The organism is Nonomuraea turcica (assembly GCF_030718205.1).
Classification (GTDB): Bacteria; Actinomycetota; Actinomycetes; order Streptosporangiales; family Streptosporangiaceae; genus Nonomuraea.
This window is the reverse complement of sequence record NZ_JAUZQF010000007.1, coordinates 280,289-293,331: the sequence shown is the minus strand read 5'-3', so window position 1 is coordinate 293,331 and position 13,043 is coordinate 280,289. Positions and strand designations below refer to the sequence as shown.

Genomic DNA, 13,043 nt, shown 5'->3' with positions numbered 1-13,043 from the left:
ACACTATTCGGCCCACCGGCAGCACGGAAGCCGCGACCTCTCCGTTGAGGCCGCGGCTCCGGGAACAGGGCGGTCAGGCCGCCGCGTGGTAGACGTCCTCCCAGCCGGAGTGGAAGCCGGTCGGCTGGTGCCAGGTGCCCCGGCTCACGTCCACGTAGATGTGGGCGGCGTTCTTACCGTAGAAGGTGAACTCCTGCGGGTGCTTCGAGCAGTTGCGGAAGCTCTTGAAGTACGCGGAACCGTCCTTGTTCACGACCTTGAACGTCTCCCACGCGCACTTCTTCTTGCCCCACCACTTGGCGTTGTGAAGCGTGCTGTGGACCGTGAAGAAGTAGTCGTGGCGCCACTCCCAAAAGCGCTTCTTGACCTTCTTCTCGACCCACTTGCAGTGCTTGTCGCCGTCCTTGTCCTTCCAGCAGATCTCCTTCTTGACGGTGATCCACTTCCAGTACCAGAACTTGAAGGCCTTCTTCTCGACGCTCACGTGGCCGTAGGTCTTGGCCTTGTGATCGCCGGAGTAATAGGGTCCCCACGCCGCGTCGTACGAGCTCGCGGCGGTTGATGCCGACGTGGTCGTCGCGTTGGCGGCGACCGGTGCGCCGATCGCCACCAACGTGGCGGCGGTGACGCCCAGCAGGATTCGTGAAACGAATCGCACTTTGGGTCCTCCTCGGGAGAGGGTTTTCCTGACCCGCTATTCCTACGTCCGCCCAATTGCGCCGAACTTGCAATTCACTTGACGCCTGAACCAGTGTGATAAGAGATTATTCCTGTTTCGGCGGCGCGTTTTCAATATCATTCCGCGGCGATCACGGAACCCGCGTACTTCTGCTTGATGAAGTCCTTGACCTTCGGGTCCTGCAGCAGCTTGCCGAGGGTGACGATGTTCGCGTCCTTCTCGTGGCCGGCCTGGACGACGAGCCCGTTGACGTACGGGTTGCCCTCGGTCTTCTCCAGCGCCAGAGCCTGCGTGGCGGGCTTGAGCCCGGCCTCGATGGCGTAGTTGCCGTTGATCACGGCGGCGTCCACGTCGTCGAGCGAACGCGGCAGCTGCGCCGCCTCCAGCGGCTTGAACTGCAGGTTCTTCGGGTTCTCCACCACGTCGCGCTCGGTCGCCGCGGTGCCCGCGCCGTCCTTGAGCGTGACGAGGCCGTTGTCGGCGAGCAGCTTGAGCGCGCGGCCGAGGTTGGTGGCGTCGTTGGGCACGGCCACGGTGGTGCCGCTCGCCAGTGCGGACAGCGCGGTGATCTTCTTGGAGTACAGGCCCAGCGGCTCCAGGTGGACCGGGGCGACGAAGCTCAGCTCGGTGCCCTTGGAGGAGTTGAAGTCGTCCAGGTACGGCTTGTGCTGGAAGAAGTTCGCGGTCAGCTGGCCCTCGTCGAGCTGCACGTTCGGCTGGACGTAGTCGGTGAATTCGACGACCTCCAGCTTCAGCCCGGCGGCCGGGGCCAGGTTCTGCTTGACGTAGTTGAGGATCTCGGCGTGCGGCACCGGGCTGGCGCCCACCTTGAGCACCGCGTCGGCCCCTTCGGCCGCCGTGCTGGTGGCGGACTGCGACGTACCGCATGCGGCGAGCGACAGGGCTAGCGCGACAGCACCCGCAATGGCACGAAACTTCATTTCTTTTTCCTTACTTATGCGATAGGCGCCGAGCGACCCAGTCGCCCAGGCTCTGCAGGAGTTGCACGATCACGAGGAGGAGGACGACCGTCACGATCATCAGGAGGGTCTCGAACCGCTGGTAGCCGTACCGGACGGCCAGGTCGCCGAGGCCGCCCCCGCCGAGCGTGCCGGCCATGGCGGAGTAGCCGATGAGCGCGACGACGGTCACGGTCAGGCCCGCCACCAGCCCCGGCAGGGCCTCGGGCAGCAGGACCTTGCGCACGATCGTGGTCCGGCTCGCACCCATGGCTTGGGCCGCCTGCACGACGTCCGTGCCGACTTCCCTGAGCGCGGTCTCGACCAGCCGGGCGAAGAACGGCACCGCCCCGACGGTGAGCGGCACGACGAAGGCCGCGGTCCCGATGGTGGTGCCGACGACGAGCCGGGTGAACGGGATGATCGCGATCATCAGCACGATGAACGGCAGCGACCGCCCGATGTTCACCACGAACCCGAGCGCCGACTTCAGCGCGGGCGCCGGCCGCAGCCCGTCCCGGTCGAACACCACCAGCGCCACGCCCAGCGGCAACCCGAGCAGCACGGTGAACACCGCCGACCAGCCGACCATCTGCGCCGTCTCCAGCGTCGCCGGCCAGAGCAGCGGCAGCATCTCATCCCACGTCATGCGGCCTCCTCCACGATCAGGCCGGAGCCGTGCAGGTACGCGAGCGCGGCGGGGGCGTCGGCGCCGTTGAGCGACACGCGCAACCGGCCGACGGAGCCGCCGGCGAGCTCTTCGATCGAGCCGCCCAGGATGCTCAGGTCCACGTCGAACTTCCGCACGATTTCCGAGACCACCGGCTGCCGCGGGTCGCCGGTGAACGTGAGCGTGACCGAGCCGGCCGGTGCGGGCTCGGGAAGCGGGAAGATCTCCCTGGTCAGGCGGGACCCGGGCGTCCTGATGAGGTCGGCGATGGCGCCCGACTCCTCGATGCGGCCGCGCGCCATGATGGCCACGGAGTCGCAGACGCTCTTGACGACGTTCATCTCGTGAGTGATGAGCAGGATCGTCAGGCCCAGCTCGGCGTTGAGCCGCTTGAGCAGCGCCAGGATCGACTGGGTGGTGGCCGGGTCCAGCGCGGAGGTGGCCTCGTCGGACAGCAGCACGGACGGGTTGCCCGCCAGGGCCCGGGCGATGCCGACCCGCTGCTTCTGCCCGCCGGACAGCTGGTGGGGGCGGTCCTTGCCGCGGCCTTCGAGCCCGACCAGCTCCAGCAGCTCGGCGACGCGGCGCTCACGCTCGGCCCCGGGCACGCCCATGACCTCCAGCGGGAAGGCGACGTTGCCGGCCACCGTGCGCGAGGACAGCAGCGCGAAGTGCTGGTGGATCATGCCGATGCGCTGTCTGGCCCGGTTCAGCTCCGCGTCGCGCAGCGCGGTCAGGTCCTGGCCGGCCACGGTGACAGTGCCCGCGGTGGGGCGCTCGAGCAGGTTGACGCAGCGCAGGAGGGTGCTCTTGCCGGCGCCGCTCTGGCCGAGCACGCCGTAGATCTCGCCTTCGCGCACATGCAGGTCGACACCGTCGAGCGCGACGGTGCCGCCGTACTGCTTGCGCAGGCCTGAAGCCTGGATCACGGAAATTCCCCACGACTGAGAGCGGCCGGGCCGCTCGGACGAACAGATGCCGGTAAGCGCGGCAGGGTCAGCGGGTGCCCGGGTGGAACGGCAGGTGGCACAGCCTGCGCAGCACGAAACCAGGTGCGATCATGACGACCTTCGAGGAGAACGGGCGGACGGTCTTGTCTATCGGGCCGGCATTCGCCCCATACGCAGGCGACAACACGCGGCGGCCCAGTGGGCGCCGTGGTCGTACGCGTATGCCTCGTTCACGCCGTTGCTAACGACATGGTGAGATCCCGCTATTCCTCTTCCGTCTCGTGATCTGGGTCACGGAATGAGTTGTATCGATAGAGATGCATCGCTAGCGATGTAATCTACCGCCATGAACATCGCGACATTGCGCAGGTTGGGGCGGCGGCTGGGCGAGCTCGCCAAGGCCGTGGACGGCGAGGGCCGGCCCCTGCTGACGCCCGGGGAAGAGGCGGTCTTCGAGGACGTGCTGCGGCACCCGGGCAGCGCGGTGGGGGAGATCCAGGCCCGCACGGGGTTCGCCCAGAGCCACGTGTCCGCCTCGGTGGCCCGGATGCGGGAGCGCGGCATCCTGGAGACCGGCCCCGATCCGGCCGACGGCCGCCGCACCCAGGTCCGGGTGGCGGACGCCGCACTGCACCTGCTGTTCCGGCGCGCGACCACGCCGGTGGAGGAGGTCGTACGGCGGGCGGTGCCGGACTCGGCGGACGCCGACCGGGCGGTGGCGCTGCTCAAGGAGCTGGAGGCCCTGCTGATCACCGACGACTCCCACGGCGCGGGCTGACTCCGCCCCCGGCCCGGCGTTGGCCGCGTTCAAGGACTCCGCGGACACTGATTCAGCACAGCTGTCGATCGTGGCGGCACCCATCTACAGTCCGGAGCCGGACGGTGCCGTCGTCCTCTATCACCCGGAAACCGCCGCCGACCGCGTACGCCGCCACGCCCCCGGTCGGCTTGGCCTGCGTTGAGCTGTTGAGCAGGAACAGTCAAAACATGCAGCCGGTGACCCAGTTATGCCGCCGCTCGGCAGCGGCATAAGGTCGTCCTCCCGGGTAGAAGCAGACGCATGACCAAGCTGATGGATCGAGTACGCAGATACCTGCACGGCCCTCAAGGCAGGCAGACGGTAGAGAAGGCGAAGCGGATCGCTCGTGACCCGCGGAACCAGCAGAAGGCGCGGAACTGGTTGCGCAGGCTACGGCGCCACTGACTCTTCGCTGGATGCAGGCTCGGCGGGCGATGTCCAGCCGATTATGCGTCCCAGCACCCGCGTGCAAGCCGCTAGAAGGGGTTTCGAGCGGCTTGCATGCTGACGGTCGTGCCTTGCGACCAGCGTCGATAAGGCGGCCGTCAGCCATCTCACAGTCCTCCGATCACCGGTTTAACGAGGTCTTACGCGCCCCCTGCGACCCTAGAGTCATCGGGACTTAGGGAGATGACAGATGGACGCGAACGAGCCTCGCGAGCAGGGTGCCGGGTGGAGCCAGTTCGGCGCCACCGCGCCGGCCGCCGGGGGCTTTCCCCGGCGGGACACGATCATCATGGAGCCGCCGCCTCCGCCGCCGCCCGCGCCCCCGAAGAAGCCGGGCTTCGGGCGTAAGACGGTGGCCGGGCTGGCCCTGGCGGCCACGGCCATCGGCGGCGGCGTCGTGGGGGCCGTCGTCGCCAACGCGTTCCAGCCCGATCCGGTCACCATCACGACCAACAGCAACACCGGCACGCCGAACCCGGTCTTCAAGAACACCTCCTCCGAGCTCACCGTCACCGAGGTGGCGGCGAAGGTGCAGCCGAGCGTCGTGATGATCCAGGGCCAGACCGGCGAGGGTTCCGGCGTGGTGCTGTCGGAGGACGGGCTCATCCTGACCAACAACCACGTGGTCGAAGGCGCGGGACGCGGCGGGCAGATGACCGTCAAGTTCAGCGACGGCAAGACGGCCAAGGCAAGCGTGGTCGGCACCGACCCGGCCACCGACCTGGCCGTCATCCGGGCGGAGGGCGTCTCCGGGCTGACCAAGGCCACGCTCGGCAACAGCGACCTGCTGAAGGTCGGCGACGACGTGCTGGCCATCGGAAGCCCGCTCGGCCTCGACGGATCCGTCACGAAGGGCATCGTCAGCGCGCTCGACCGCACCCTCACCGTCGGCGGCGAGCAGAACCAGCAGGTCCCGCCCGGCTGGGGCCAGCAGCCGGAGCAGAGCGGCAGTGAGCCCACCACGATCGGCGGCGCCGTCCAGACCGACGCCTCCATCAACCCCGGCAACTCCGGCGGCGCGCTGGTCAACGCGGCCGGCGAGCTGGTCGGCATCAACACCGCGATCGCCTCGCAGGCCGCGGGCGGCGGTGTCGGCTTCGCCATCCCGGTCAACACCGCCAAGCAGGTCTCCGACCAGCTCATCAGCACCGGCAAGGTGAGTCACGCCTTCCTCGGCGTGAGTGTCACCGACGCGACCGGCGACGTGGCCGGCGCCCTCATCAGCCAGATCACCGCCGGAAGCCCGGCGGAGAAGGCCGGGCTGAAGCAGGGCGACCTGATCACGAAGATCGGCGACAAGGCGGTTGACGGGGGAGATAATGTAGTTGGGCAGGTCAGAGGTTTCAAACCTGGTCAACAGGTCAAGATCACATATGTGCGGGACGGGCAGACCAACGAGGTCACCGTCACCCTCGAAGAGAAGAAATAACCCAGGACCCCCACATTGACGGGTGTGCCGTCGAGATCGCTGCGGACTCGGCGGCACACCCCCTGTGATCAGGTGAAACGCCGGCCTTCGTCGCGGCGGTAGCCCCACGCCGCCGCCGCGGCCAGGACGACGGTCCACACCGCCAGCATCACCAGGGCCACGGGGTCCGGGCTGCTGCCCGTGGTGGCCCACCAGATCAGCTCGGCCCCGCCCCTGGTCGGCACGTACGGCGAGACGACTTCGATGAACTCGGGAAATGCCTGAGGCGGCAGCAACAGCCCGCCGAGGATGCCCAGCGGGAAGAACACGATCTGCGACACCGCGATCGCGGCCTTGGGCGCCAGAGAGAAGCCGATGAACAGGCCCATCAGCATGAACGGGACGACCCCGACGACCAGCGTGCCCAGACCGAGCAGCAGCTTCGCCGGCGTGATCGTCGCCTCGGTGAACAACGCGCTCACCAGCAGCACCGGGATCACCGACAGCAGCATGACGGCCAGCGTGGACAGGATGCGGCCGGCGAAGTGGGCGAACGGGCCCGCGGGCAGCGTGCGCAGGTAGGGGTTCCACGGCAGCTCGCGGTCCTGCGCGACCGAGATGCTGAGCCCGATCACGGCGGCCGACATCGCGCCGAAGAACATCAGCGAGCCCGTCGCCGACGTCGCGGCCACCGGATCCTGGCCCGCGAACGGCACCACGAAGGCCAGCATCGAGATCGCCGGGAACAGGGAGCTGGCCAGCAGGCCGATGGGCACCCTGATCTGCTCGATCATGAGATAGCGCGTGTGCGCGACGACCAGGCTAGACATGCGCGGTCTCCTTCGAGGTGATGGCCAGGAAGGCCTCCTCCAGAGTGGTCGGCCTGATCTCCAGGCCGGAGAACGGCGCGCCGCTGCGCACCAGCTCGACGACCAGCCGGTCGGGGTCGGCGGTGACCAGGCTGACCCGGCCGTCCACCCGTTCGGAGCCGAGCACGCCGGGCAGCTCGGGCAGGCTCTCGGCGACGAGGGAGACCCGCCGCACCCCCACCATGTCGCGCACGGCCCGCACCGTGTCATCGGCCAGCACCCGGCCGCGGCCGACGACCACCACCCGCTCGGCCAGAGCCTCGATCTCCTCCAGGTAGTGGCTGGTGATCAGCACCGTGCCGCCGTCGTCGTGGAAGGCCTTGATGCCGTCCCACAGCGCCCGTCGGGCCTCGACGTCCAGGCCCGTGGTCGGCTCGTCGAGGAACACCAGCCGCGGCCGCCCCGCGAACGCCAGCGCCACGGCCAGCCGCCGCCGCTGCCCGCCCGACAGGCCGCCCACCTGCCGCTTGACCAGGTCGCCCAGGCCGAAACGAGCAAGCAGCTCGTCGTTGTCCGTCTTCTCCGGGTAATGCGCCGACACGAAGTCGACGATCTCGCCGACGCGTAACGACTCGGGCAACCCGGTCTCCTGCGGGGTCACCCCGATGCCGCGCCGCATGGCGGGATCCTGCGGCGAGCCGCCGAGCAGCTCGACCATGCCGGACGTGGGCCTGCGCAACCCCACGAACAGGTTGATCAGAGTGGACTTGCCCGCCCCGTTCGGGCCGAGCAGGCCGACCAGCTCGCCGGCCTTGATGTCGAGCGAGACGCGGTCGAGCGCCAGCACCTCGCCGTAGCGGCGGGTGACCTCGATCGCTTTGGCGAGGATCGTCATACGTTGCCCCCAGCGTTGTCCAGCAAGGCGCGGATCGCCTTGGTGTAGTCCTCGAAAGCCAGCCGCCCGCGTTTGGTGAGTGCCACGTACGTGACCGGGGTGCGGCCTTTGTGCGTCTTGGTGATGCGGACGTATCCGGCATCCTCGAGCTTGGTCAGGTGGACCGAGAGGTTGCCCGCCGTCATGCCGAGCAGGTCCTTGAGCGAGGGGAAAGCGATCTCGTCGCGTTCCCCCAGGCTGTTGAGCGTGGCGACCACCCGCAACCGGGCCTGCGCGTGGATCACCGGGTCGAGCTCGGGCACGGCGCCGTCGGCGGTCACATGCGCCGCCTGAGCCAGAATCCGAAGGCGACCTGGCCGCCGCCGAGCAGCACGGCCGCGAGCAGCGTGTGCCAGCCGATCCCCAGCAGGACGCCGACGCCGTCGACGGCCGCGATCCAGACACCCATGAAGAACATCGGCCAGCTCGTCCAGATCGCGCCGCCGGCCATGTAGAGGAGCGCCGGCACCATGAGGAAGCCGGACGCCCACAGCAGGGAGGCCTCGGCCTCCGGCAGCTTGAAGGTGAAGTGCATGCAGATGACCCACATCAGGGCGACGCCCGCAAACCACGTGTAGCCGTACATCATGCCCTTGGCCGCGCTCTCGCCGCGCACCCCCTTGCTGACCTTCGCCATCCCGAAACCGGTGACGGCGCCCGCCAGGATCTGGACGGCGAAGAGCACGGCCAGCGCCTGCCCTAAGGAGACCGGCCCGTCCGGCACGCCGTCGAGCCCGTAATGGAGGAAGAGCGCGCCGAAACCGAGCAGCCAGGCCAACCCCCACGGCACGTAGTACAGCAGTGGCTCGCCGCGCAGGTGCTTCGCCGCGATGGCGCTCTGCTCCTCGATCAGGCGCATCATCTCCTCGGGGGTCGGCGCCTGCTCGTCTGCCATCGCAACTCCTCTTATGCTCAAACTGGTTTGTATCGTAAACCAGATGGCAGCACAAACTCAAGAGCGGCGCCAGGGGCGTCACCTTCTGGTGAGGACCTCGGACTCCCACAGGTCGCGGTAGTAGCCGGGGACGGCGACGAGCTCGTCGTGGCGGCCGCGCTGGATCACCCGGCCCTCCTCCAGCACCACGATCTCGTCGATCGTCTCCAGGCCCTTGAGCCGGTGCGTCACGAGCACCGTGGTGCGGTCCTCGGTCACGTCGAGCAGGTCGCTCATCAGCCGGTCGGCGGTCTCCTCGTCGAGCGCCTCGGCGGGCTCGTCGAGCAGCAGCACCGGCGGGTCGTACAGCAGGGCCCTGGCCAGGGCCAGCCGCTGCAGCTGCCCGCCGGAGACGGTCCTGCCGTCCTCGCCCAGCTCGGCGTCCCACCCGGTCCGCTCGACCCAGCCGTCGAGCCTGGCGTCCCGCACGGCGCGGCGCAGCCTCTCGTCGTCGGCCTCGGGGCCGGCCAGGCGCAGGTTGTCGCGGAGGGTGGCGCGGAAGATGTAGGGGTCCTGGGTGAGGCCGGTCATCAGGGCGCGCACGTCGTCGCCCGCCAGATCCCCGAGGTCCACGCCGTTGACTCTGACGTCCCCGGACTCCGGCTCGACCAGCCGCATCAGCGCGGCCAGCAACGTGCTCTTGCCCGCACCGCTCGGCCCGACGATCGCCACCCGCTTGCCGGGGGTGAGCCGCAACGACACCCCGTCCAGAGCGGGCCGCCCGTCGCGCGCCGCCGCCCCGTCCTCGACGAGGCGGTCACCGTGGCGGGGCGGTGTGGCGCCGCCCGTGGCAGGCGGAGCGGGGTGGCGTACCACCAGGTCGTGGACCTCGATCGTGAGCGGGGACTCGGGCTTGGGCGCGGGTGCGGCGGGGTCGGCGACGGCCGTCGCGGCCGAGCGGACCTCACGCAGCCGACGCAGCGCCGCCGTGATGCCCGCCATCCGCTCGCCCGCCGCCGCCAGCGGCAGCACCGGCTCGAACGACACCAAGGCCGTCAGCGCGAGCACGGCCGTGCCGACCGAGCCGACGCCGGCCCCCTGGGCGAGCAGAACGACGGCCGCGACCGTCAGCCCCTGCACCAGCGTGCCCCCGGCCAGAGCGGCGGCGTGGACGCGGGCCTGGCGGCGCTCGAGCGCGGCCAGCGTCTCGTCGGCCGCCTCGGCCTTGGCCAGTGCCGCGTCGTCGGCGCCGTACGCCGCCAGGTCGGCCGAGCCGTGCACCAGGTCGGCCACACGGCCCGCCAGCGCCGCCCTGGCCGGGGCGATCCTGGCCGACCAGCGGCGGGCGGCGGCGGCCGTGCCCGCGGGCAGCAGTATCCCGGCCAGCGCCAGCCCGGCCACCAGCACCAGCGCCGCCGCCGGCAGGATCGTCAGCCCGATGACGACCGCCGCGAGCCCGGCGATGGCCGCGGCGGCCGCGGGGAGCAGGCAGCGGACGAGCAGATCCTGCACGGCCTCGGTGTCGTCCACCATGCGGCTGAGCAGATCCGCGCCGCCGTGGCGGGGCTGCTGGGGCGGGATCAGGGCCCGGTAGAGGTCCTCACGGGTGCCGGCCTGGGCGCGGAGTGCCACGTCATGGCCGGTGAGGCGTTCGAGGTAACGGAAGACGCCCTTGCTCGTGGCGAACGCCCTGGTCGCCACGATCGCCACGCTCAACGCGGCCAGGGGCGGCTGCTCGGCGGCTCTCGTGATCAGCCAGGCCGCGGCGGCGATGAGACCCAGCCCGGCCAGGTCCGCCGCCGCTCCGGCCAGCACCGCCCACACCAGCCGCTTCCCCATGCGCCCTGTCATCCCTCGTCCCCTTCACGCCGCCCCGCCACTACGTGCCCGTCCGCGGCCGTCGCGCCATGCCCGTCCGCGGCCGTCGGGCCATGCCCGTCCGTAGCCGGCACCCCGTCTGCGGGTGCCGTCACGTGCCCGTCCGTCGATCGGGGGGCGGGGGAGCTCGGAGTGCGGGTGGTGTCGGAGATGACGCGGCCCTCGTGGAGCCGGATGACGCGGTCCGCGAGATCGATCATGGCAGGCCGGTGGGCGACGATGACGGCCGTGCGGTTGTGGGCCAGCTCCGCCGTCCCCGCCACCACCGCGGCCTCACTGCGCCCGTCCAGTCGCGCGGTGGGCTCGTCGAGCAGCAGGACCGACGCTCCGGGACGGCAGAAGGCCCGCGCCAGCGCGATGCGCTGCCGCTGCCCGGCGGACAGGTTGGCACCCCGTTCACCCACAACGGTGTCGAACCCCTGGGGAAGCGCGGCCACGAAGTCAGCGTGGGCGGCGCCGGCGGCCCGGCGTACGTCCTCCAGAGAAGCCGAAGGAGCCCCGAGCCGGATGTTGTCGGCCACCGACGTCGCGAACAGATGAGGCCGCTGCGCCACGAACGCCAGCCGCGAACGCCAGCTCGCCACGTCCAGATCCCGCAGCTCGACTCCGTCCACCAGAACCCGCCCCTCAGCAGGCTGTACGAAGCCGAGCAGGAGATGGAGCAGCGTGCTCTTGCCGCCGCCGCTCTCGCCCACGAGGGCGACCCGCTCCCGCGGCCCGATGGTCAGGGTGACGTTGTCCAGCGCGGCGGTGTCCCTGCCCGGGTAGCGGACGGTCACGTTCTCCAGCCGGATCTCCGGGGCGCCGCTGGAGGGCGCGGCCTTCCGCCCCTCCGAGGCCGGCGGGTCCCCGGCGGAGTCGAGCACGGCGAAGGCCGCGTCGGCCGCCGCGACCCCCTCCATGGAGGCGTGGAAGCGCGTCCCCATGGCCCGCAGCGGCAGGTACGCCTCCGGCGCCAGCAACAACACCAGCAGTGCCGTCGTCAGATCCAGCGACCCCCCGAGCAGCCGCAGCCCGATCGGCACCGCCACCAGCGCCAGCGACAGCGACGCGCACAGCTCCAGCACCAGCGACGACAGGAACGCCACCCGCAACGTCTTCATGGTCGCGCTGCGGTGCGCGTCGGCCACCTCCTGGATGACGCCGGCCTGGTAGCGCGCCCGCCCGAACGCCCGCAGCGTGGGCAGCCCCCGCACCACGTCCAGGAAGTGACCCCCGAGCCGGGACAGCGCCCGGTACTGGCGCTCGGTCACGGCCTTGGTCGTCATGCCGACCAGCGCCCCGAAGATCGGAATCAACGGCAGCGTGATCAGCACGATGACCGCCGAAGCCAGGTCGGCGGCGAACAACCGCACGAGCACGGCCACCGGCACCACCCCGGCCACCGCGATCGACGGCAGGTAACCGGTCAGGTAGGCGTCCAGCCCGTCCAGCCCGCGCCCCGTGAGCGTGACCAGCTCGCCCGAGCGGTGCGCGGCGAGCCGTCCAGGACCGAGGTCGCGCAGCCGGCCCAGCAGCCGGTGGCGCAGCGCGGACTTGACCCCGGTCGCGGTGCGCCCGGCGAAGACGCCTTGCGTCCACGCGAGCACCGCCCGCAGGCAGACCACCGCCGCCAGCCCGGTGAGGGCGGCGGCGGCGAACTGTCCGGACAACACCCCGGCGAGCAACTCGGCCTGCACGAGCACAAGCAGCCCCGCCAGCACGGCCGCGGCCATGGTGACGGCCAGGTGGCGGCGTACCGACCGCTCGGCCCGCATGAGCCGCAGGAGATCCTTGTGCACGAGTCCTCTAGAAGAACGACGGGAGACGGAAGGCATCCTTTCCTGGACGGAAAGTGTTCCACACCCATAGTTGCGCGCCCACCATGATGGGTGCGCACGGCAGGACCATGAGACTGAGCACATTCAGGGTGGCCGCCGGCGCGCTGTGCTCCAGCAGGTACGGCATCGCCCCCGCCAGCAGCCCCGCCGCGGGCAGCGCGGCGACGATCCCGGACAGCATGAGCGCCCGCCCCGACCGGGCCGCTGTGCTCGTGGTCGCGCTCCCTACGGGCCCGGCCTGGTCACGCAAGCTACCGCTGCCGAGCCCTACTCGCCGCTCCGGGAAGTCGCCGGGCGCCCGCCAGGCCAGGAACGTCCACCCATGCAGGGCGAACAGCAGAGTCACCACCACGCCCAGCATCAGCCCGACCGGATGCACCGGCGAGGAGGCGAACCCGGTGGCGGCGGCGTACAGCGCCATGCCCCACCCGAACGACAGCCCCAGCGACCCGAACGCGATCATCGCGTCCCAGAACCCGCGCCACCGCCGGCCGTCGATCCTGCGCCGGAACCACAGGCCGGCGTCCCGCAGCACCCAGCTCAGCAGCATCGCCACCACCACCGGGTACAAACCGAACAACACCTCGCCTTCGAGCAGCGGATAGACCCCGAAGAGCGTCCCGGCGACCGCCACCAGCCACACCTCGTTCGCCAGCACGTACGGCGCCACCGCGGCCACCATGCGATCGCGACCCTCCCGCGTCCGCCCCAGAACGGGAAGCAGCAGCCCCACCCCCAGGTCGAACCCCTCAAGGGCGAAATATCCCACCAGCAGCACCGCGAAGATAACGAACCAGATCACTTCCATCTCAGCAC

At 70.3% G+C, this 13,043-nt stretch carries 13 protein-coding genes; 2 read left to right on the top strand and 11 right to left on the bottom strand.

What is annotated here, in order from left to right:
• Window positions 1-73: 73 nt before the first annotated feature.
• The 4 genes from Q9G87_RS20410 to Q9G87_RS20395 form a co-directional block, all read right to left on the bottom strand.
• Window positions 74-658 (bottom strand): hypothetical protein, encoded by a 585-nt coding sequence (locus Q9G87_RS20410; protein WP_305917991.1) that lies wholly within the window; start codon window positions 656-658, stop codon window positions 74-76.
• Between the two features lie 137 nt (window positions 659-795).
• Window positions 796-1,620 carry a MetQ/NlpA family ABC transporter substrate-binding protein gene (locus Q9G87_RS20405; RefSeq protein ID WP_305917990.1) on the bottom strand — a complete coding sequence of 275 codons (825 nt, stop codon included), beginning with the start codon at window positions 1,618-1,620 and terminating at the stop codon, window positions 796-798.
• A gap of 10 nt (window positions 1,621-1,630) precedes the next feature.
• A complete protein-coding gene (locus tag Q9G87_RS20400) occupies window positions 1,631-2,287 on the bottom strand; it encodes a methionine ABC transporter permease (RefSeq protein WP_305917989.1) in 657 nt (218 codons plus the stop codon).
• Complete coding sequence (locus tag Q9G87_RS20395) at window positions 2,284-3,237, bottom strand: methionine ABC transporter ATP-binding protein (protein ID WP_305917988.1); 954 nt, start codon at window positions 3,235-3,237, stop codon at window positions 2,284-2,286. The genes Q9G87_RS20400 and Q9G87_RS20395 overlap by 4 nt, the downstream gene beginning before the upstream one ends.
• 367 nt (window positions 3,238-3,604) lie before the next feature.
• On the opposite strand from Q9G87_RS20395, the gene Q9G87_RS20390 reads away from it, so the two are divergent.
• Together Q9G87_RS20390 and Q9G87_RS20385 are read left to right on the top strand one after the other, a co-directional pair.
• Window positions 3,605-4,036: a MarR family winged helix-turn-helix transcriptional regulator gene (locus Q9G87_RS20390; RefSeq protein WP_305917987.1), complete on the top strand. Its 432-nt coding sequence runs from the start codon at window positions 3,605-3,607 to the stop codon at window positions 4,034-4,036.
• A gap of 658 nt (window positions 4,037-4,694) precedes the next feature.
• Window positions 4,695-5,933 carry a S1C family serine protease gene (locus tag Q9G87_RS20385; RefSeq protein WP_305917986.1) on the top strand — a complete coding sequence of 413 codons (1,239 nt, stop codon included), beginning with the start codon at window positions 4,695-4,697 and terminating at the stop codon, window positions 5,931-5,933.
• Between the two features lie 68 nt (window positions 5,934-6,001).
• On the opposite strand, the gene Q9G87_RS20380 is transcribed toward Q9G87_RS20385, so the two are convergent.
• From Q9G87_RS20380 to Q9G87_RS20350, 7 genes are all read right to left on the bottom strand, one after another.
• Window positions 6,002-6,742: an ABC transporter permease gene (locus Q9G87_RS20380; RefSeq protein WP_305917985.1), complete on the bottom strand. Its 741-nt coding sequence runs from the start codon at window positions 6,740-6,742 to the stop codon at window positions 6,002-6,004.
• On the bottom strand, window positions 6,735-7,616 hold the full coding sequence (locus Q9G87_RS20375; RefSeq protein WP_305917984.1) for an ABC transporter ATP-binding protein: 882 nt from the start codon (window positions 7,614-7,616) through the stop codon (window positions 6,735-6,737). Before Q9G87_RS20375 ends, Q9G87_RS20380 begins: the two co-directional genes overlap by 8 nt.
• Window positions 7,613-7,936 (bottom strand): winged helix-turn-helix domain-containing protein, encoded by a 324-nt coding sequence (locus tag Q9G87_RS20370; protein ID WP_305917983.1) that lies wholly within the window; start codon window positions 7,934-7,936, stop codon window positions 7,613-7,615. The genes Q9G87_RS20375 and Q9G87_RS20370 overlap by 4 nt, the downstream gene beginning before the upstream one ends.
• Window positions 7,933-8,550, bottom strand: coding sequence for a hypothetical protein (locus tag Q9G87_RS20365; protein ID WP_305917982.1), 618 nt, complete (start codon window positions 8,548-8,550; stop codon window positions 7,933-7,935). Before Q9G87_RS20365 ends, Q9G87_RS20370 begins: the two co-directional genes overlap by 4 nt.
• 78 nt (window positions 8,551-8,628) lie before the next feature.
• Complete coding sequence (gene cydC, locus Q9G87_RS20360) at window positions 8,629-10,380, bottom strand: thiol reductant ABC exporter subunit CydC (protein WP_305917981.1); 1,752 nt, start codon at window positions 10,378-10,380, stop codon at window positions 8,629-8,631.
• The gene (gene cydD / locus Q9G87_RS20355; protein ID WP_305917980.1) at window positions 10,377-12,188 is read right to left on the bottom strand and encodes a thiol reductant ABC exporter subunit CydD; all 1,812 of its coding nucleotides are present in this window, start codon (window positions 12,186-12,188) and stop codon (window positions 10,377-10,379) included. The genes cydC and cydD overlap by 4 nt, the downstream gene beginning before the upstream one ends.
• A 7-nt stretch (window positions 12,189-12,195) precedes the next feature.
• Complete coding sequence (locus Q9G87_RS20350; protein ID WP_305917979.1) at window positions 12,196-13,035, bottom strand: cytochrome d ubiquinol oxidase subunit II; 840 nt, start codon at window positions 13,033-13,035, stop codon at window positions 12,196-12,198.
• Between the last annotated feature and the right edge of the window lie 8 nt (window positions 13,036-13,043).